This is a genomic window from Kitasatospora sp. NPDC034035 (genome assembly GCF_055575755.1).
Genome location: NZ_JBVISA010000005.1, coordinates 172400 through 189993 on the forward strand (window position 1 = coordinate 172400; position 17594 = coordinate 189993).

Genomic DNA, 17594 nt, shown 5'->3' on the forward strand with positions numbered 1-17594 from the left:
CGCGTGTCCTCTTCCATGACCGCGCCCGAGGGCATCATCAACCCGCCGATCGACGAGCTGCTCGAGGCTACCGACTCGAAGTACAGCCTCGTGATCTACGCCGCCAAGCGCGCGCGCCAGATCAACGCGTACTACTCCCAGCTCGGTGAGGGCCTGCTGGAGTACGTCGGCCCGCTGGTCGACACCCACGTGCACGAGAAGCCGCTGTCGATCGCGCTGCGCGAGATCAACGCGGGCATGCTGACCGCCGAGGCGGTCGAGGCTGCCTGAGGCGGTCGGTGATTTCGGGAGGGCCCGGCGGAATCGTTTCCGCCGGGCCCTCCCGTTTGTGTCGGCGGGCCCTCCTGTCGTGTCGGCTTGTGTCGGCGGAACCTCCTGTCGTGTCGGCGGGCCCGTCGGTCGTGCCGCAGGGGGTGGGGCACTGCGCGGGCGGCAGCTGAGGGGCCGTAGGGTGGGCGGGTCCCGATGCGGAGAAAGGCCGGGTAAATGAACGCTGGTGCGGACGCCCCCCGTGTGGTCCTCGGTGTGAGCGGCGGGATCGCCGCGTACAAGGCGTGCGAGCTGCTGCGCCGGTTCACCGAGTCCGGTCACCAGGTCACCGTGGTGCCCACCGAGGCGGCGCTGCACTTCGTCGGCGAGGCGACCTGGGCCGCGCTGTCCGGCCGCCCGGCCGCCACCGAGACCTGGGAGCGCGTGCACGAGGTGCCGCACGTGCGGATCGGGCAGCAGGCCGACCTGGTCGTGGTCGCCCCGGCCACCGCCGACCTGATCGCCAAGGCCGCCCACGGCCTCGCCGACGACCTGCTGACCAACACGCTGCTCACCGCCCGCTGTCCGGTCGTCGTGGCGCCCGCCATGCACACCGAGATGTGGGAGCACCCGGCCACCCGGGACAACGTCGCCACGCTGCGCCGCCGGGGCGTGATCGTGCTGGAGCCGGCTGTCGGCCGGCTCACCGGCAAGGACACCGGCAAGGGACGCCTGCCCGAGCCGTCGGCGATCTTCGACGCCTGCCGGGCCGTGCTGCGCCGCGGCGGGGCGGTGCCGACCGACCTCGCGGGCCGACACGTGGTGGTCTCGGCCGGCGGCACCCGGGAGCCGCTCGACCCGGTGCGCTACCTGGGCAACCGCTCCTCCGGCAAGCAGGGCTACGCGCTGGCCGTGACGGCCGCGGCGCGTGGGGCCCGGGTGACCCTGCTTTCGGCCAATGCCGAGCTGCCGGACCCGGCCGGGGTGGACGTGGTGCACGTGTCGACCGCGCTCGAGCTGCGCGAGGCGGCGCTCAAGGCGGTCGCGGACGCGGACGCCGTGGTGATGGCCGCAGCGGTGGCGGACTTCCGGCCCGCCGAGTACGCGACCGGCAAGATCAAGAAGGTCGAGGGGGTCGAGCCGGCGCCGGTCGCGCTGATCCGCAACCCCGACATCCTGGCCGAGCTGTCGGCCCACCGGCCCCGTTCGGGTCAACTGGTGGTGGGTTTCGCGGCGGAGACCGACGACGTGCTCGCCAACGGCCGCGCCAAGCTCGCCCGCAAGGGCTGCGACCTGCTCGTCGTCAACGAGGTGGGCAACGGCAAGGCCTTCGGCACGGACGTCAACGAGGCCGTCGTCCTGGGCTCGGACGGCAGTGAGACGCCCGTTCCGGTGGGTCCGAAGGAAGCGCTCGCGGACGTGATCTGGGACCTGGTCGCAAAGAGGCTGGAAACGAGCGGCAACTGATCGGAAGAGGCTGCAGAACGCTCGAGAATTCCTGGAGCGGGTGACGTTCGACGGAGGCAGACGGTTAGACTCCAGGAATCAAGTCTTTCCGGAGTTCCCGGGTCGCCCGGGAACTTCAGTCAGCAGCCGCTGCAACCCCAGGGAGCGCTGTGTCTCGCCGCCTGTTCACCTCGGAGTCCGTCACCGAGGGACACCCCGACAAGATCGCTGACCAGATCAGCGACACCATCCTTGACGCTCTCCTGCGCGAGGACCCGACTTCCCGGGTCGCCGTGGAGACGCTCATCACCACCGGCCAGGTGCACGTGGCCGGCGAGGTGACCACCAAGGCGTACGCGCCGATCGCCCAGCTCGTCCGGGACAAGATCCTGGAGATCGGCTACGACAGCTCCAAGAAGGGCTTCGACGGCGCCTCCTGCGGCGTCTCGGTGTCCATCGGTGCCCAGTCGCCCGACATCGCGCAGGGTGTCGACACCGCGTACGAGGCTCGGGTCGAGGGTGACGAGGACGACCTGGACAAGCAGGGCGCCGGCGACCAGGGCCTGATGTTCGGCTACGCGTCCGACGAGACGCCCGAGCTCATGCCGCTGCCGATCACCCTGGCCCACCGCCTCTCGCGCCGGCTGACCGATGTCCGCAAGAACGGGACCATCCCGTACCTGCGTCCCGACGGCAAGACCCAGGTCACCATCGAGTACGACGGCGACAAGGCCGTCCGCCTCGACACCGTGGTCGTCTCCACCCAGCACGCCAGCGACATCGACCTGGAGTCGCTGCTCACCCCGGACATCCGCGAGTTCGTGGTCGAGCCGGAGCTGAAGGCGCTGGCCGAGCAGGGCATCAAGCTGACCACCGAGGGCTACCGCCTGCTGGTCAACCCGACCGGACGTTTCGAGATCGGCGGCCCGATGGGCGACGCCGGCCTCACCGGCCGCAAGATCATCATCGACACCTACGGCGGCATGGCCCGCCACGGTGGCGGCGCCTTCTCCGGCAAGGACCCGTCCAAGGTGGACCGCTCGGCCGCGTACGCGATGCGCTGGGTGGCGAAGAACATCGTCGCCGCCGGCCTCGCCCGCCGCGCCGAGGTGCAGGTCGCGTACGCGATCGGCAAGGCCGAGCCGGTCGGCCTCTTCGTGGAGACCTTCGGCACCGAGGCCGTGCCGGTCCTCAGCATCCAGAAGGCTGTCTCCGAGGTCTTCGACCTGCGTCCGGCCGCGATCATCCGCGACCTGGACCTGCTGCGCCCGATCTACTCCCAGACCGCCGCGTACGGCCACTTCGGCCGTGAGCTGCCGGACTTCACCTGGGAGCGCACCGACCGGGTGGACGCCCTGAAGGCCGCCGTCCAGGACTGACGTCCGTAGCGCTCGAAGCGGCGCCCGCCCCCGACGGGGGACGGGCGCCGCTTTCGTGCCCGCTGCCGGTGTGTGCGCGTTGCCGAGGTGTGCGCAGTGTCGGTGTGACCTGGTAGTACTTGGTGGCGATGAGCAGCACAGGGGAGAACGGGGCCGCCGAGCCGGAGCAGCTGGCGTTCATCCGGGAGACGGTCAAGCGGGCCAAGCCGCGCAGCTGGCGCGGGGCCAAGCGGGCCGAGCACCTGCCGGTGGCCCGGGTCGTGGTGGACAAGGGCGTGCTCACCATCGACAAGTTCTTCGACTACGAGGTGCCTGCCGCCATGGCCGAGGAGGCCCAGCCGGGCGTCCGGGTGCGGGTGCGGTTCGGGGCACGCGTGGTCAAGGGGCAGCGCGAGGGCGGGGAACTGCACGACGGGTTCATCGTCGCCCGCCTGGAGAAGAGCGACTTCCCCGGGCCGCTCGCCCCGCTCGCCCAGGTGCTGTCGCCCGAGCCCGTGCTCACCCCGCAGTTGCTCCGGCTGTGCCGGACCGTCGCCGACCGGTACGCCGGGACGCTCGCCGACGTGCTGCAGCTGGCCGTCCCGCCCCGGCACGCCAAGGCCGAGGCCGAGCCCTCGCCGCCGCCGCTGCCGCGCCCGGCGGCCCCGGCCCCCGGCGGCTGGCAGCGCTACCCGGCCGGGCCCGACCTCCTCGCCGCGCTGGCCGGCGGCGGCGCGCCGCGCGCGGTGTGGGCGGCCCTGCCCGGGCCCGGCTGGCCGTACGAGATCGCGCGGGCGGTGGCGGCGACGCTGGCCGGCGGGCGCGGTGCGCTGGTCGTGCTGCCGGACGGGCGCTCGGTGGCCCGGGTCGACCAGGCGCTGACCGAACTGCTCGGCCCCGGGATGCACGTGGCCCTGGAAGCCGACCTCGGCCCGCGCGAGCGCTACACGCGCTGGCTCGCGGTGAGCCGCGGCTCGGTACACGCCGTCATCGGGACCCGCGCCACCATGTTCGCGCCGGTGCGCGACCTCGGGCTGGTCGTCGTCTGGTCGGACGGGGACGGCAGCCACAGCGACCCGCGCGCCCCGCACCCGCACGTCCGGGAGGTGGCGCTGCTGCGCGCCGCCGAGGAGGGCGCGGCGGTGCTGCTCGGCGGGCACGCGGTCACCGTCGAGGGCGCGCAGCTGGTGAGCACCGGCTGGGCGCGCCCGCTCGTCGCGGACCGGGAGACGGTGCGGCAGGTCGCGCCGAGGGTGCGCACCGTCACCGACCAGGACCAGCACCGCGACGCGGCCGCGCAGGCCGCCCGGCTGCCCTCGGTGGCCTGGGAAGCCGCCCGGGAGGCGCTGGCGGCCGGACACCCGGTGCTCATCCAGGTGCCCCGGCGCGGCTACGTGCCCCGGCTGGCCTGCGGGCGCTGCCGGACCCCGGCGCGGTGCCGGCGGTGCGAAGGGCCGTTGGAGGCGCCCTCGGCGGACGCCCCGCTGTGCTGCGGATGGTGCGGGGTGGCGGAGAACGACTGGCACTGCCCCGAGTGCGGGTCGTTCCGGCTCCGGGCCCAGGTGATCGGCGCCCGGCGGACCGCGGAGGAACTGGGCAAGGCCTTCCCGCGGATCCCGGTGCGCACCTCCGGGCGGGACTCGGTGCTGGTCACCGTGCCGGACGAGCCCTCACTGGTGATCTCCACACCGGGCGCGGAGCCTGTGGTGGAGGGCGGCGGCGGGTACGGGGCGGCGCTGCTGCTGGACGGGTGGGCCCTGCTGAGCCGGCCCGACCTGCGCGCGGGGGAGGAGACCCTGCGGCTCTGGCTGGCGGCCGCCGCGCTGGTGCGCTCCTCGACGGAGGGCGGCACGGTCGTCGTGGTCGCCGAGCCGTCGGCCCGTCCGGTGCAGGCACTGGTGCGCTGGGACCCGCTCGGCCACGCCGGGCTGGAGCGGGACGAACGGGCGCAGCTGCACTTCCCGCCGGTGTCGCGGATGGCCTCGATCAGCGGGACCCCGGCGGCGGTCGCCGACCTGCTCGGGCTGATCAGGCTGCCGGAGGGGGCCGACGTGCTCGGGCCGGTACCGGTGCCCGCACTGCGGGGGGAGGAGCAGGAGCGCGCGCTGCTGCGGGTGTCGCCCGGGCAGGGGTCGGCGCTGGCCGCGGCGCTCAAGGCGGCGCAGATCGCGCGGATCGCGCTGCGGACGGCGGAGCCGGTGCGGGTGCGGGTGGATCCGACGGACATCGGCTGAGGGGTCGGTGGGGCGTGGCAGGTGGAGAGGGGGCTGCTGGGGGCGGGGCAGGTGGAGAGGGGGCTGCTGGGGGCGGGGTGAGTGGGCCACCCCGCCCCGGGGTGGCCGGGCGTTCGGGTGGTGGTGCGGTCAGCCGCGCAGGGGGATGCCGGTGCGGTCGACGGGGGTGCTGCGGTCGATCGGGCTGCGGTCGGGCTGGGGACGGTCGAGGGGGCTGCGGTCGAGGGGGGTGCGGTCCAGGGGGGCGCGGTCGAGGGCGCCGCGGTCCATCGCGCCGCGGTCCAGGGCGGCGCGTTCCAGGCTGCTGCGGTCCAGGCCGCCCTGGCGGGCCGCCGGGACGGTCGCGGCCAGGCCGCCGGTGGAGGCGGCGGGCAGGTCCTCGGAGCGGTCCGGGCGGCCGGGGCCCGGGACGGCGCCGCTGGCGGCGAGCAGCTCGCTGGTCGGGCGGCGCATGCCGTAGCGGCGGTGCACGGCCTGCTTGGTGACCCCGAGGGCGGAGCCCACCGAGTCCCAGGAGAAGCCCAGCGCCCGGTCGAACTCCACCGCCGCCGCCACCAGGGTCTCGACGCTCTCCCGCAGCTCCTGGGCCAGGCGCACGGTCGGTGCCGGCGCCCGCCCGTACACCACGAAGCCGGCCGAGGTGCTGGGGCGGCGCGGTCGGTAGACGTTGCCCAGCTGGGCGGTGAGCGTCCGCAGCGCGTCGACCTGGCGCCTCACCCGCTCGATGTCCCGCACCAGCAGGTGAAGGCTCGCCCGCGCCCGGGCGTCGTGGTTGATCTGCTCGGCCATGGCTTACGTGCCACCTTCCGTACGGTTCGGCTCGGCCGGGGCGCGGTGTCCCGTGCGCCCGGCCCCGGTCAATCTCTCTTGACCAACGCCGAAGCGGGGGCCGGGGTAACGCCGTCGGCGGAGTCGGGATATGCCAGGACGGTTCCGGCGGCTCCGAGGGCATGGGGGACGGCGCAGGCGCGTTGCATAGACTTGGCGGGAACAGCCGTTGACCGCAGTCCCTCCCCGACTTCCGACACCCCGACGGACAGGAGCCCGTACCCCGTGTCGATCCAGCCGATCCGTCTCTTCGGAGACCCTGTCCTGCGGGCCACCGCCAAGCCGGTGACCGTGTTCGACAAGGAACTGCGCAACCTGGTCGGCGACCTCACCGAAACCATGCTGAACGCCCCCGGCGCCGGTCTCGCCGCGCCCCAACTCGGTGTCTCCCTGCGGGTGTTCACGTACCACGTGGACGGTGTCACCGGGCACCTGATCAACCCGGACCTGTCGCTGAGCGAGGACGAGCAGGAGGGTCCAGAGGGCTGCCTCTCGCTGCCCGGCCTGCGCTACGACACCAAGCGCGCGTACGGCGTGGTCGCCAAGGGCTTCAACATGTACGGCGACCCGGTGACGGTGGAGGGCACCCAACTGCTCGCCCGGTGCATCCAGCACGAGACCGACCACCTGGACGGCATCATCTTCATCGACCGACTCGACCGCGAGCAGCGCAAGGCCGCGCTGAAGGCGATCCGGGAGGCGGACTGGGGCAGCGGGCCGGCGCCGGTCGTCAAGGTCTCGCCGCACAGCACCTTCGGCGCGGCGCGCTGAGCCACCCCGGGGTCCTGAGCCATCCTGGGGTCCTCAGCCACCCCGGCGATCTGAACCACCCTGGCGTCCCGAACTCCCTTTTGCAGAAAGGCACTTGATGCGTCTCGTCTTCGCCGGCACCCCCGAGGTCGCCGTTCCCGCCCTGGACGCCCTGCTCGCCTCCGGCCGGCACGAGGTCGTCGCGGTGGTCACCCGCCCCGACGCCCCCGCCGGGCGCGGGCGCAAGCTGGTCGCCAGCCCCGTCGCCCAGCGCGCCGAGGAGGCCGGGATCGAGGTCCTCAAGCCGGCGAAGCCCAGCGACCCGGAGTTCGTCGCCCGGCTCACCGAACTCGCCCCCGACTGCTGCCCGGTGGTCGCCTACGGCGCGTTGCTGCGCCCCGGCACCCTGGAGATCCCCAAGCACGGCTGGGTCAACCTGCACTTCTCGCTGCTGCCCGCCTGGCGCGGCGCGGCCCCGGTCCAGCACGCGGTGCTGGCCGGCGACGAGGTCACCGGCGCGTCCACCTTCCTGATCGAGCAGGGCCTGGACTCCGGCCCGGTCTACGGCGTGATCACCGAGGAGATCCGCCCGGCCGACACCAGCGGCGAACTGCTCACCCGGCTCTCGCACTCCGGCGCGCGACTGCTCGCGGCCACCATGGACGGCATCGAGGACGGCTCCCTGCACGCCGTGCCGCAGCCGGGCGAAGGCATCACGCTCGCGCCGAAGATCAGCGTCGAGGACGCGCGGATCGACTGGAACCACCCCGCGCTGCGCGTCGACCGCGTGGTGCGCGGCTGCGCGCCGGCGCCGGGAGCGTGGACCGAGTTCCGCGGCGAGCGGCTGAAGGTCACCGGACCGGTGAAGCTGCTGCCGGAGTCGGCCGAACTGGCGCCCGGTCAGGTGGCGATGGTCGGCAAGAACAGCGTGCGGGTCGGGACCGGCAGTCACGACGTCGAGCTGGGAGAGGTCCGTCCGCAGGGCAAGAAGGAGATGCGGGCGGCGGACTGGGCCCGCGGCGCCCGGCTGGAGGCGGGGGAGCGGTTCGGCCTCCCGTCCGGCGGCTCCGAGAGCTGACGGGCTCCGGGGGCTGACGGGCTCCGAGGGCCGACGGGCTCCGAGAGCTGACAGGCTCCGAGGGCCGACGGGCTCGGCGGGCCGAGCGTTCGGGACGGTCCGGGAGCGGGTCGGCTCGCCGCGCGAGCCGCTGCGGGTGGGCCTACCTTGGTCCGAGTGGGGGATCCCTCACCAGGAAGGCTGATCCCATGGCCCGACTCACCTGGACGAGCCCGCGCACCTGGACCGCCGTGGCCGGTGCACTGCTGGTGACCGCGACCTACGGACTCGCGACCGCTCCTCCGGTCGGCGCCGTGACCACCACGGTGGTCCAAGGCGACCAGGCCGCCGCCGGCTCGCAGTCCCACGCGACCTGCCCTCAGGGCACCCATCTGATCGGTGGCGGCTTCGACCTGGGGAGCGTCCCGATCGACCCCGCCACGAACACGCCCCTACCGGTGCTCGTGACGCTCAACGCCCCCTCGACCAGCGATGCCGACACCTGGCTGGCCGAGGCGACCGGAGCCGGCGGGGCGACGGCGTTCGCGCTCTGCGAGAGCGCGTGACGAGCCGTCCGGGAAGGGGCCCGGCGCCCGGAGCCGGTCTGGTTCCGGGCACCGGGCCCTGGCGTTCGCACCTGGCGTTCGATCGGGCCCTCCCAGGAGGGATATCGTTGGCGTGATAACCACCGCAGCACTTTGAGGCACTTGTGACCACCCCCAGCGCCAAGCGCGCCCCCCGCCCGCACCGTCGCCCGAAGAAGGACCCGGCCCGGATCGTCGCGTTCCGCGCGCTGCGCGCCGTCGACGAGCGCGACGCGTACGCCAACCTGATCCTGCCCTCCCTGCTCCGCGAAGCCGAGCAGAAGGGCATGGACCGGCGCGACGCCGCCCTGGCCACCGAACTCGTCTACGGCACCCTGCGCCTGCAGGGCACCTACGACGCGGTCATCGCCGCCTGCATCGACCGGCCGCTCAGCAAGGTCGACCCGCCGGTGCTGGACGTGCTCTCGCTCGGCGCCCACCAGCTGCTCACCACCCGGATCCCCAGCCACGCGGCCGTCTCGGCGACCGTCGAGCTCGCCCGGGTGGTGCTCGGCGACGGCAAGGCGAAGTTCGTCAACGCCGTGCTGCGCCGGATCAGCGCCCACGACCTGGACACCTGGATCGAGAAGGTCGCCCCGCCGTACGACAAGGACGCCGAGGACCACCTGGCGGTCGTCCACTCGCACCCGCGCTGGGTGGTCTCCGCGCTCTGGGACTCGCTCGGCCGCTGGCAGCCGGACGCCTCCGGGCGCGGCGCGATCGAAGAGCTCCTGCGGGCCGACAACGAGCGGCCCGAGGTCACCCTGGTCGCCCGCCCCGGCCGGGCCACCGTCGGCGAGCTGGCCGAGGCCCTGCCCGAAGCCGAGCCGGGGCGCTGGTCGCCCTTCGCGCTGCGGCTCGCCGAGGGCGGCGACCCCGGCTCGGTCGAGGCGGTGCAGGACAACCGGGCGGGCGTCCAGGACGAGGGCAGCCAGCTGGTCGCGCTCGCCCTCGCCGCCGCCCCGCTCGACGGCCCCGACCGGATCTGGCTGGACGGCTGCGCGGGCCCCGGCGGCAAGGCCGCGCTGCTCGGCGCACTGGCCGCCGAACGCGGGGCGGCGCTGGTCGCGAGCGAGAAGCAGCCGCACCGGGCCCGGCTGGTGGCGCGGGCACTGCAGGGCAACCCCGGTCCGTACACGGTGATCGCGGCGGACGGGACCCGTCCGGCCTGGCAGGCGGACAGCTTCGACCGGGTGCTGGTCGACGTGCCGTGCTCAGGCCTCGGTGCGCTGCGGCGCCGCCCGGAGGCACGCTGGCGGCGCCGGCCCGCCGATGTGGCCGCGTTCAGGCCGCTCCAGCGGGACCTGCTGCGCTCGGCGATCGATGCCACCCGGATCGGTGGCGTGGTCGGCTACGCGACCTGCTCGCCGCACCTGGCGGAGACCCGGGCGGTCGTCGACGACGTGCTGCGGACCGAAGGCGGCCGGGTCGAGTGGATCGACGCGCGCCCGCTGCTGCCCGGCGTCCCGGCGCTCGGGGACGGGCCGGACGTGCAGCTCTGGCCGCACCTGCACGGGACGGACGCGATGTACCTGGCGCTGCTGCGCCGGACGGCCTGAGCGAGGGCTCGGACAGGCGGATCGGACGGACGGCTCGGGCGGGAGCTCGGGCGGACGGGCTGATCGTGGCGGCCGCTCGTGCCTCGTCGCGAGTGGCCGCTTGCATCTCCCGTAACGGTGGTCAACGGGTGGGCAGCGCCGGAGAGTTGGGCGTTTGAGGTGGACTGGGTGCGGCGCGCCGTGGCCTGAAGCGGTAGGGGTGGCGCGGGCGCGGTGGCTACGGCTGGCGGTGCGCGGGGCCGGGGAACCCGGTGAGGAAGGCGTGGGCCTGGGCGCGGAGGTCGTCGACCGGCGGGTCCTCGCAGATCACTTCCATGCCGAGCGCGGTCGTCTGGTCCCAGTGGAAGTAGGACTGGAAGGCGAGGTACGGGCGGTGGTCGTCGCTGGGGTCGAGCCCGACGGCGAAGGTCGCGAAGCAGGTGTGTTCCCGCCCCGTCCGCGCGACCTCGGTCCGGGAGAGCTCCCACTCGAACTCGTAGGGCTCCGGTTCGGCGGGCAGGTCCAGCAGGGCCTGGGCGAGCCGGCGGACCTCGTCCGGGTTCGCGAACGGGAGCGACTCGGACCCGAAGGGGCCGGCGGCGAACAGCTCCCACTCGCGGCCGTTGTGGCTGACGGTCAGTGCCCACTGGCCGTCCTGGTCACGCCAGTGGCAGTGGAGGGTCAGGTCCATGATGGTCAACCTCCCTGTGGTTCTCGGCTGTTCGGCATTCCTCATCGTGGCACACCGGGTGGCGGAGGGAAGTCGGGTGTGAGCCGTTCTCGGCCCCGTTGCCAGGTGGGGGTGGCGCGCGGGGTCTTCCGGCGGAGGGGCGGGCGCCGGGTCGGTAAATCAGTCGGTGGTGGGGGCCGGGTGCCAGGGGCGGTCGGGGCGGGTTCGGACCGGGGCGGAGGTGAGGCGCAGCCCGTACACCTCGCGGTCGGTGGCCTCGTACGGGACCGGGCCGAGGTAGTCGTGGCCGGTCAGGTGGCACCAGGCGGGCAGGTCGAGCGGGGCGGCGGGGTCGGTGGTGTGGATGTGGACCACCGCGCCGGCCGGGAGGTGCGCGATCCGGGCGCGCAGGCGGAGCAGGAGCTGGACGCAGAGCAGACCGGTGCCGTCGATGGTGAGGTCGGGGGTGGTGACGGGGGTCTGGGTCATGGCGCTGCCCTTCGCGGGGTGGTCGTGCGGTGGTGCGGGTTCAGCCTAGGGCGCGGGTCGGGCGCTGGGTCCGGCGGGGCATGGGTGCCGGGGGACCGTGGGTGCCGGGCGTCGGAGGTGCCGGGCGTCGGGGCGGGGGTGGTGCTCAGCCGAGTCGGCCGGGGGCGGTGCCGCCGAGGCGGGTGAGCAGGGTGGACAGGCGGCCGAGGTCCTCGGACTGGGAACGGAGGTTCTTGAAGCCGTAGCCGCGCTCGGCCAGCCGGCTCTGCGCCGTCTGCTCGGCCCGCTCGGTGGCCGCCAGGATGTCCTCCTCGGCCTCGGTCGCGCCGAGGAAGCGGAAGGTGAAGGCGGCCCGCGCGGAGAGGTCGTAGCTGAGGTGGCCCTCGCCGCGGACGGGGGCGTCAGCCGTCGACGTCCGGTCGGTGGGGACCAGTCGGTGGGGACAAGGTGCCGCGCTGACCGGGGAGTTCGGGCGTGCTACATCCGTGCCGGGAGTCGGGTGCGGACGGCGCCGGTGGCGAGCGCCGCGGGTTCGGCGTTCAGGGTGGCGAGGGTGAAGGCGGTGGTGAGTGCGCTGATGTCGCGGGTCTCGCGGAGGAGGTAGTGGTTGCCGCCGGGGATCTCGTAGCGGGCGAGGTCCGGGACGACCTGCCGGGCGCGCAGCGCGTACTCCAGGGACTGGGTGGCGTTGGCCGCGCTGTGGTCGCCGGTGCCGTGGACGATCAGTACCCGCCGGCCGGCGAGTTGGTCGACCGGGTCGCCGCTGGGCAGCCAGGGGGCGATCCCGGCGACGCCGACGACGGAGGGGTGTCCGGCGCACCGGAAGGCGGCGCGGCCGCCGAGCGAGTTGCCGATCAGGACAACCGGCGCGCCCTCGTACCGTCGGGCGAGTTCGTCGAGCGCCCAGCGGGTGTCGACGGCGGTGTCGGCGGCGTCGCCGTTCCAGCCGCTGTAGCGGTAGCGCAGCAGGTGGACGGCGAGGCCGTGCGGGCGGCCGCGGTCGGTGAGTTCGGTGGCGAGTTCCCGTAGACCCAGCTCGGCGACCTTCAGTGGCCCGAGTCGGCTTCGGATGAATCCGCCGGGCAGCAGCAGGGCGACGCCGTTGACCGGCCCGTTCCCCTGTCGCGGGGTCAGTTCTGGGGTGCGCGGGTGGTGCGCTCGGAACACGCGAGATCCTTCCTGATGTGTACAGGTGGATTCTACGGTTCCGGTGGCGGGTCGCGGTGCGTGAGCAGGGGCCACAGGACCCAGCCGGTGATCCGGGTGCGCACGACCATGACCTTGGCCCAGTGGGCACCGAGCGGTGAGGTCCAGGTGTCCACGATCTCCACGACGTCGCCGGAGCGGGCGAGTCCGATGACGGTGTCGCCGCCGACGTGGTCGATCCGGACATTGGCGGCGTTCGCCGAGACCTCCCACCAGCCCGCCCCGACCTCGGGCGGCCGTTCGCCGCCGGGTGTGACCGCCGCCGGGACGAGCAGGATCGCGAGGGAGATCACCGCCGCTGTTGCTCGCCCGATCACGGCTACGGGAGCCTCGGCGCGGCGTTGTGCGCGGGTGGTGGCGAAGACGTGAAGAGCGGGGGGGTGCTGCGGTGCCGACCCTTCTACGGCAGCAACTTGCGTGTGGATGGCGGCGGTTGACGCGGCGGGTGGATCGTCGGGCCGACGCTGGGGGGCGCTCCGGCGCCGCTCGGCTCCGGGTCCGCCGGTGTGCGTCGGCCGGGGGTGGCGGGCTTCGATTCGGTCGGGTCGGGTCTGGTCGGTGGCGTGGCAGGTGGAGTTGCTCATCGGTGACTCCCCTCGGCGGTGGAGCGTGACAGTGCAGCCGAGGGGCGAGGAAGGAGTGGCAAGTCGATTGGCGTGAAAGGGTGGTAACACTGTTTCCGATGGGTTACGTTGTTGCTCATGAGCACGCCCTACCAGGACGCGCAGCGGGCCGGCCAGGACGCCGTACGCGCCGTGATCCTCGACCGCGCCATCGCCCTCCTCGTCGCCGAAGGCCCCGCCGCGCTGACCGTGCGCCGGATCGCCGCCGAGATCGGCTCCTCGACCAAGGTGCTGTACACGATGTTCGGCGGGAAGGAGGGGCTGCTCGACGCGCTGTATCGCGAGGGCTTCGCACGGCTGCGCCGCGCGCAGGAGCAAGTCCCGCGCGGGGACGACCCGTTGGCGTACCTGGCCGCACTCGGTCGGGCCTACCGGGAGCGTGCGATCGCCGAACCCGCCTACTACCGGGTGATGTTCGAGCAGCCGGTGCCCGAATTCCGGCCCAGTGACGAGGCCTTGGCCATGGCCGAGGGCGCGTTCGGCGCCTCCGTGGTCGCCGTGGACGCGTGCATGGCGGCCGGGGTCTTCCGGCCCGGGGACGCCCACGAGGTCTCCAAGATCTTCTGGGCGGCTACGCACGGCGCGGTGAGCCTGGAGCTCGCCGGCCACTTCGCCCCGGCCGAGGCCGGGCCGCGCTACGAGGCGCTGATGGCTGCGCTGGGGCGGGCGTTCGGTGCCGGCGATCCGCCGGCCGATGATCCGGCGATCCACTGACCGGCGATCCGGCGATCCGCTGACCGGCGATGCGCTGGCGGCGATGCGCTGACCGGTGATCCGCTGACCGACGAGAGGACGACACGATGAGCCGCACGCCCGTGAACCGTTACCTGTCAGGGAACTTCGCCCCCGTGACCGAGGAGGTCACCGCCTACGACCTGCCCGTGACCGGGCGGATCCCGGATCACCTCGACGGCCGATACCTGCGCAACGGCCCCAACCCGCTGGGCATCGAGGACCCCGCCGCGCACCAGTGGACTCTGGGCGCGGGTATGGTGCACGGCGTCCGGATCCGGGACGGGCGCGCCGAGTGGTACCGCAACCGCTGGGTCCGCTCGGGATCCGTCGCCGACCTGCTCGGCGAACCGCGGCGCGGCACACCCGTCGACGAGCGGCTGGACATCTCCCCGAACGTGCAGGTCGCGGGCCTCGCCGGACGTACCTTCGCGCTCACCGAGGGCGGCATCCCCCCGTACGAACTCACCTACGAGCTGGACACGGTGGGCCCCTGCGGCCTGGGTGCGACACCGGAGGGGTACAGCGCCAACGCGCACTCGGTGTTCGACCCGCACACCGGCGAACTGCACTCGCTCGCCTTCCGCTACGGCTCGGACCAGGTGCAGCACATCGTGATGGACGCGGCCGGTGCCGTCCGGCGCGCCACCACGATCCCGGTGCCCGGGAACCCGTACATGCACGATTTCGCGCTCACCGAGCGGTTCGTGGTGCTGTACGACACTCCGGTGGTGTTCAGCGCGGCGCACCTGGCGACCGGCGTCCCGTTCACCTGGGACGAGCGGCGCGCGGCCCGGGTCGGCGTGCTGCCGCGCGAGGGCGGCGAGGTGCGGTGGTTCGAACTCGCGCCGCACCTGGTGGGGCACACGCTCAACGCGTACGAGCGGACGGCGGATTCGCTGGTGGTCGACGTCGTCCGGCATCCGCCGGGCATCGACCTGCGGAACCTCGGCGCGAGTCGGCCCACGCTCGACCGCTGGACGGTCGACCTGGCGGCGGGGACGGTGAAGGAGGAGCGGCTGGACGACCGGGTCCAGGAGTTCCCGCGCCTCAACTCCCGCTACACCGGGCGTCCTTACCGCTACGGCTACGCGGCCGCCGTCGAGCTCTACGCGCCGCCGGCCGGGCCCGCGGACGACCGTCCGGATGAGGGCTTCAGCAACGCCCTGCTCAAGCACGATCTGCGCCGGGGAACGGTCGAGGCCCACGAGTTCGGGCGCGATGGCGCGGTGGGGGAGGGGGTGTTCGTCGCCGCCGAGTCGCCGACCGGGGAGGACGACGGGTATGTGATGGCGTACGTCTTCGACCCGGCGCGGGGTGCGACGGACCTGGTGATCCTCGCCGCCCAGGACTTCACCGGCGAGCCCGTCGCCCGGGTCCACCTGCCGGTGCGGGTGCCGCTGGGGCTGCACGGGAACTGGGTACAGGGCGGGGAACCGGGTGCGCCGGAGAAAGCGTGAGGTGACGTCGGGGCGGGGTGTGAGGTGACGTCGGGTCGAGGATGAGGGGCCAAGATTGGCCCGCCCTGGCCGGGGTTTTCCCTGCTCTTTGTTTCCGGATCATGACGGGCTCTGCGACGATCCGATGATCGTCGCCCTGTCGTGGTGGGCGGCGCGTCTCAGGGGCGTCGCAGGGGAGAGACCGGCATGGCCGTTGGGCCCGAGGACAGCGTGGTCCGGGCGGGGTGGGGTGCCAGGTTCGCCTGGGGCAGGGAGACCTGGATGGTGGTCTCCGGCGGGGTGCTGGGGGCCATGTTCGCGAGCATGGGGCTGGCGGTGCTGTTCGGGCCGGGGAACGGGTTCGGCGGCGACAGCCTCGCCTACATGGGCATCATCAGCATCCTCGGGCTGATGCCGTGCGGCGCGGGCTTCGTCTGGGCGCTGATCCACCCCCGGTACGGGCTGCCGTCCGCCGCCCTCGGGGCGCTGCTGGGCCTCGGGATCTTCGTCTGCTTCGCCGGGGACGGCCTCAACGACTCCTGGGCGGCGCCGCTCGACCGGCCGTCCACCACCCGCGCGGTGGGCAGCTGGACGACCGGGGACCTGGTGGTGCGGGTCCGGCCCGACCAGGTGGTCGCGTACCGCAGCGCCACCGGTGCCGTCGTGTGGCGCTGGACGCCGCCGGGGGAGGACTCGGTGTGCGCGATGAGCCGCGGGATCGGCCGGGGCGGTATCGGGCAGAGCGGTGCCGGGCAGGGCGGTGCCGGGCAGAGCGCCGTCGGCCCGGGCGGCGTCGGGCTGATCGGCCACTCGCCGCACGACAAGCCGTGCGCGGCGGTGACCGCGCTCGACCTGGCCGACGGCAAGGAGGGCTGGACCACCGCCGTGGACGCGCCCGCCCGGGACGGGGACTCGGCGACACCGGACGTGGTCGCCGTCTCCGGGCAGCAGGCCGTCCTGCAGGAGAAGGGCGGCTGGCGGGCGGTGCGGCTGACCGACGGCGGGGCGGTGTGGCGCGCCACGGCCGACGCCGGTTGCACTCCGCTGCAGGTCGCGGGTGGGACGGCGGACGTGGTGACCGTGGCGCAGTGCGGCGCGGCGGCGCCCGTCCTGCGGTCGCTGGCGGCCCCGGACGGGCGGGAGCAGTCGCGGATCGCGCTGCCGGCGTCGGGCGGGCTGAAGAACCTCGCGGTGGTGTCGGTCGAGCCGCTCGCGGTGTGGGTCGACGCCCAGGGCGAGCGCGGGACGCACGCGGTGCTCAGCTACGACCGGGCCGGGCGGCAGCGGGCGTCGATCCCGGTCTCGGGGGACGAGTACGACCTGGACGTGATGCTCGGCGGGCTGCACGCCTTCGACGAGTTCGACGCCCGGCCCCTGTTCGGCGGGGTGGTCGTCGGGGACCTGTTCATCGTGCCGGGCGAGAAGCCCGGCGACGTCAGCATCAGCGGCGGCAAGCACCCGAGCCGCAGCGCGACGGGCCGGCTGGTGGCCTACTCGCTCGCCGACGGGGTGCAGCGTTGGACGGCGGGGCTGGACGACCAGGTCACCGGCCTGGCGGTGGACGGGACGTCGGTCTGGGCGATGACGCGCGACCGGGTCGCCCGGGTGGACACCACGACGGGACGGCAGAGCGCCGAACTGGACGTGAACGGCACGGCGTCGCTGTACCCGGTCGACCTGTCGGTGTCGGGGCCCGAGCGGTTCACGGTGGTGGCGGAGGACGGGACGCGGGACGAGCCGCCGGTACGCGGGATGAACTGAGGACGGGACGCGGGACCGGCCGACAGGCGTGGTTCCGGCTACCGGGTGCGGTTCCGGGTTACCGGGAGTCGCGCCGGTTACCGGAGCCGTCCCGGAACTGCGGGTAGCCCAGGATGAAGACCTTCTCCGCCGGGTTCCGGACGTAGGGGATCACCTTGCCGGTGTCCTCGAAGCCGAGTCGCCGGTAGAAGGCCAGCGCGCGGCCGTTGCTCTCGTTGACGCCGAGGGTCAGCCACCGTGCGTCGGTGTGGTCCCGGGCGTGGCGGACGGTCGCGTTCACGAGGTCGGCGGCGGGGCCGGCGGCGCCGCGGTGGGCCGGGGCGACGTAGACGGAGCGGACGCACATGGTGTCGGGGACGTCGGGGACGGGTTCGACCCCGGCGATGCCCACCCAGTTCCCGTCTTCGTCACGGACCGTGAAGGTGGCGCGTTCCCCGGTGGTGGCCTCGGCGGCGGCCTGGTGCTGCCAGTAGCCGTCGGGGTGGGCGGCGGTGTCGGCGTAGGACAGGTTGAAGGCGTCGGGGGAGTCCCGCAGCGCCTCCAGGGTGATCTCGCGGAGTTCCCGCCAGTCCTCGGCGGTGATCCGGCGTACGACGTAGTGCATGCGCCGAGCCTGGCACGGTGGTGGGG

The 17594-nt window shown here is 73.8% G+C and carries 17 protein-coding genes and 1 pseudogene; 11 read left to right on the plus strand and 7 right to left on the minus strand.

From position 1 onward, the window contains the following. The first annotated feature begins 3 nt into the window (after window positions 1–3). From rpoZ to ACZ52J_RS09440, 4 genes are all read left to right on the plus strand, one after another. Window positions 4–270 (plus strand): DNA-directed RNA polymerase subunit omega, encoded by a 267-nt coding sequence (gene rpoZ, locus ACZ52J_RS09425; RefSeq protein WP_030056185.1) that lies wholly within the window; start codon window positions 4–6, stop codon window positions 268–270. Between the two features lie 216 nt (window positions 271–486). Continuing rightward, complete coding sequence (coaBC, locus tag ACZ52J_RS09430; protein ID WP_465617117.1) at window positions 487–1716, plus strand: bifunctional phosphopantothenoylcysteine decarboxylase/phosphopantothenate--cysteine ligase CoaBC; 1230 nt, start codon at window positions 487–489, stop codon at window positions 1714–1716. 149 nt (window positions 1717–1865) lie between these two features. Further along, window positions 1866–3074 carry a methionine adenosyltransferase gene (gene metK / locus ACZ52J_RS09435; protein WP_360507516.1) on the plus strand — a complete coding sequence of 403 codons (1209 nt, stop codon included), beginning with the start codon at window positions 1866–1868 and terminating at the stop codon, window positions 3072–3074. A gap of 128 nt (window positions 3075–3202) precedes the next feature. Then, the gene (locus ACZ52J_RS09440) at window positions 3203–5287 is read left to right on the plus strand and encodes a primosomal protein N' (protein WP_465617120.1); all 2085 of its coding nucleotides are present in this window, start codon (window positions 3203–3205) and stop codon (window positions 5285–5287) included. A 129-nt stretch (window positions 5288–5416) separates the two neighbouring features. Here the strand turns inward: ACZ52J_RS09440 and ACZ52J_RS09445 are convergent, their stop codons facing one another. Then, window positions 5417–6076, minus strand: coding sequence for a hypothetical protein (locus ACZ52J_RS09445; RefSeq protein ID WP_465617122.1), 660 nt, complete (start codon window positions 6074–6076; stop codon window positions 5417–5419). 264 nt (window positions 6077–6340) lie between these two features. Between ACZ52J_RS09445 and def the strand changes: the two genes are divergently transcribed. From def to ACZ52J_RS09465, 4 genes are all read left to right on the plus strand, one after another. Continuing rightward, window positions 6341–6886, plus strand: a complete 546-nt coding sequence (def, locus tag ACZ52J_RS09450; protein WP_465617124.1) for a peptide deformylase — start codon at window positions 6341–6343, stop codon at window positions 6884–6886. 97 nt (window positions 6887–6983) lie between these two features. After that, window positions 6984–7943, plus strand: a complete 960-nt coding sequence (gene fmt, locus ACZ52J_RS09455; protein ID WP_465617125.1) for a methionyl-tRNA formyltransferase — start codon at window positions 6984–6986, stop codon at window positions 7941–7943. A 188-nt stretch (window positions 7944–8131) separates the two neighbouring features. Then, window positions 8132–8488, plus strand: a complete 357-nt coding sequence (locus tag ACZ52J_RS09460) for a hypothetical protein (RefSeq protein ID WP_465617127.1) — start codon at window positions 8132–8134, stop codon at window positions 8486–8488. Between the two features lie 143 nt (window positions 8489–8631). Beyond that, window positions 8632–10065, plus strand: a complete 1434-nt coding sequence (locus ACZ52J_RS09465) for an RsmB/NOP family class I SAM-dependent RNA methyltransferase (RefSeq protein WP_465617129.1) — start codon at window positions 8632–8634, stop codon at window positions 10063–10065. A gap of 217 nt (window positions 10066–10282) precedes the next feature. On the opposite strand, the gene ACZ52J_RS09470 is transcribed toward ACZ52J_RS09465, so the two are convergent. From ACZ52J_RS09470 to ACZ52J_RS09490, 5 genes and pseudogenes are all read right to left on the minus strand, one after another. After that, window positions 10283–10735 (minus strand): hypothetical protein, encoded by a 453-nt coding sequence (locus tag ACZ52J_RS09470; RefSeq protein WP_360507494.1) that lies wholly within the window; start codon window positions 10733–10735, stop codon window positions 10283–10285. Window positions 10736–10894: 159 nt separating this feature from the next. Continuing rightward, window positions 10895–11203, minus strand: coding sequence for a sulfurtransferase TusA family protein (locus ACZ52J_RS09475; RefSeq protein ID WP_360507492.1), 309 nt, complete (start codon window positions 11201–11203; stop codon window positions 10895–10897). A gap of 145 nt (window positions 11204–11348) precedes the next feature. Continuing rightward, window positions 11349–11588: pseudogene (locus tag ACZ52J_RS09480) on the minus strand (DUF6204 family protein); the annotation flags it as partial. 92 nt (window positions 11589–11680) lie between these two features. After that, window positions 11681–12370, minus strand: a complete 690-nt coding sequence (locus ACZ52J_RS09485) for an alpha/beta hydrolase (protein WP_360507484.1) — start codon at window positions 12368–12370, stop codon at window positions 11681–11683. A 32-nt stretch (window positions 12371–12402) separates the two neighbouring features. Beyond that, entirely contained in the window at window positions 12403–12702 is a 300-nt protein-coding gene (locus ACZ52J_RS09490; protein WP_465617132.1) for a hypothetical protein, read from the minus strand. Between the two features lie 408 nt (window positions 12703–13110). Between ACZ52J_RS09490 and ACZ52J_RS09495 the strand changes: the two genes are divergently transcribed. The 3 genes from ACZ52J_RS09495 (at window position 13111) to ACZ52J_RS09505 (ending at window position 16964) form a co-directional block, all read left to right on the plus strand. Further along, a complete protein-coding gene (locus tag ACZ52J_RS09495; protein ID WP_465617134.1) occupies window positions 13111–13746 on the plus strand; it encodes a TetR/AcrR family transcriptional regulator in 636 nt (211 codons plus the stop codon). A gap of 86 nt (window positions 13747–13832) precedes the next feature. Next, entirely contained in the window at window positions 13833–15224 is a 1392-nt protein-coding gene (locus ACZ52J_RS09500) for a carotenoid oxygenase family protein (RefSeq protein WP_465617136.1), read from the plus strand. Window positions 15225–15410: 186 nt separating this feature from the next. Beyond that, on the plus strand, window positions 15411–16964 hold the full coding sequence (locus tag ACZ52J_RS09505; protein ID WP_465617138.1) for an outer membrane protein assembly factor BamB family protein: 1554 nt from the start codon (window positions 15411–15413) through the stop codon (window positions 16962–16964). Window positions 16965–17022: 58 nt separating this feature from the next. On the opposite strand, the gene ACZ52J_RS09510 is transcribed toward ACZ52J_RS09505, so the two are convergent. Then, window positions 17023–17568 (minus strand): GNAT family N-acetyltransferase, encoded by a 546-nt coding sequence (locus ACZ52J_RS09510; RefSeq protein ID WP_465617140.1) that lies wholly within the window; start codon window positions 17566–17568, stop codon window positions 17023–17025. Window positions 17569–17594: the final 26 nt, after the last annotated feature.

What these genes read in the sequence shown, in the direction of transcription:
- coaBC (WP_465617117.1), top strand. Translation starts at nt 487, where the DNA reads ATGAACGCTGGTGCGGACGCCCCCCGTGTGGTCCTCGGTGTGAGCGGC.
- ACZ52J_RS09440 (WP_465617120.1), top strand. Translation starts at nt 3,203, where the DNA reads ATGAGCAGCACAGGGGAGAACGGGGCCGCCGAGCCGGAGCAGCTGGCG.
- ACZ52J_RS09445 (WP_465617122.1), bottom strand. Translation starts at nt 6,076, where the DNA reads ATGGCCGAGCAGATCAACCACGACGCCCGGGCGCGGGCGAGCCTTCAC.
- fmt (WP_465617125.1), top strand. Translation starts at nt 6,984, where the DNA reads ATGCGTCTCGTCTTCGCCGGCACCCCCGAGGTCGCCGTTCCCGCCCTG.
- ACZ52J_RS09460 (WP_465617127.1), top strand. Translation starts at nt 8,132, where the DNA reads ATGGCCCGACTCACCTGGACGAGCCCGCGCACCTGGACCGCCGTGGCC.
- ACZ52J_RS09470 (WP_360507494.1), bottom strand. Translation starts at nt 10,735, where the DNA reads ATGGACCTGACCCTCCACTGCCACTGGCGTGACCAGGACGGCCAGTGG.
- ACZ52J_RS09475 (WP_360507492.1), bottom strand. Translation starts at nt 11,203, where the DNA reads ATGACCCAGACCCCCGTCACCACCCCCGACCTCACCATCGACGGCACC.
- ACZ52J_RS09495 (WP_465617134.1), top strand. Translation starts at nt 13,111, where the DNA reads ATGAGCACGCCCTACCAGGACGCGCAGCGGGCCGGCCAGGACGCCGTA.
- ACZ52J_RS09500 (WP_465617136.1), top strand. Translation starts at nt 13,833, where the DNA reads ATGAGCCGCACGCCCGTGAACCGTTACCTGTCAGGGAACTTCGCCCCC.
- ACZ52J_RS09505 (WP_465617138.1), top strand. Translation starts at nt 15,411, where the DNA reads ATGGCCGTTGGGCCCGAGGACAGCGTGGTCCGGGCGGGGTGGGGTGCC.
- ACZ52J_RS09510 (WP_465617140.1), bottom strand. Translation starts at nt 17,568, where the DNA reads ATGCACTACGTCGTACGCCGGATCACCGCCGAGGACTGGCGGGAACTC.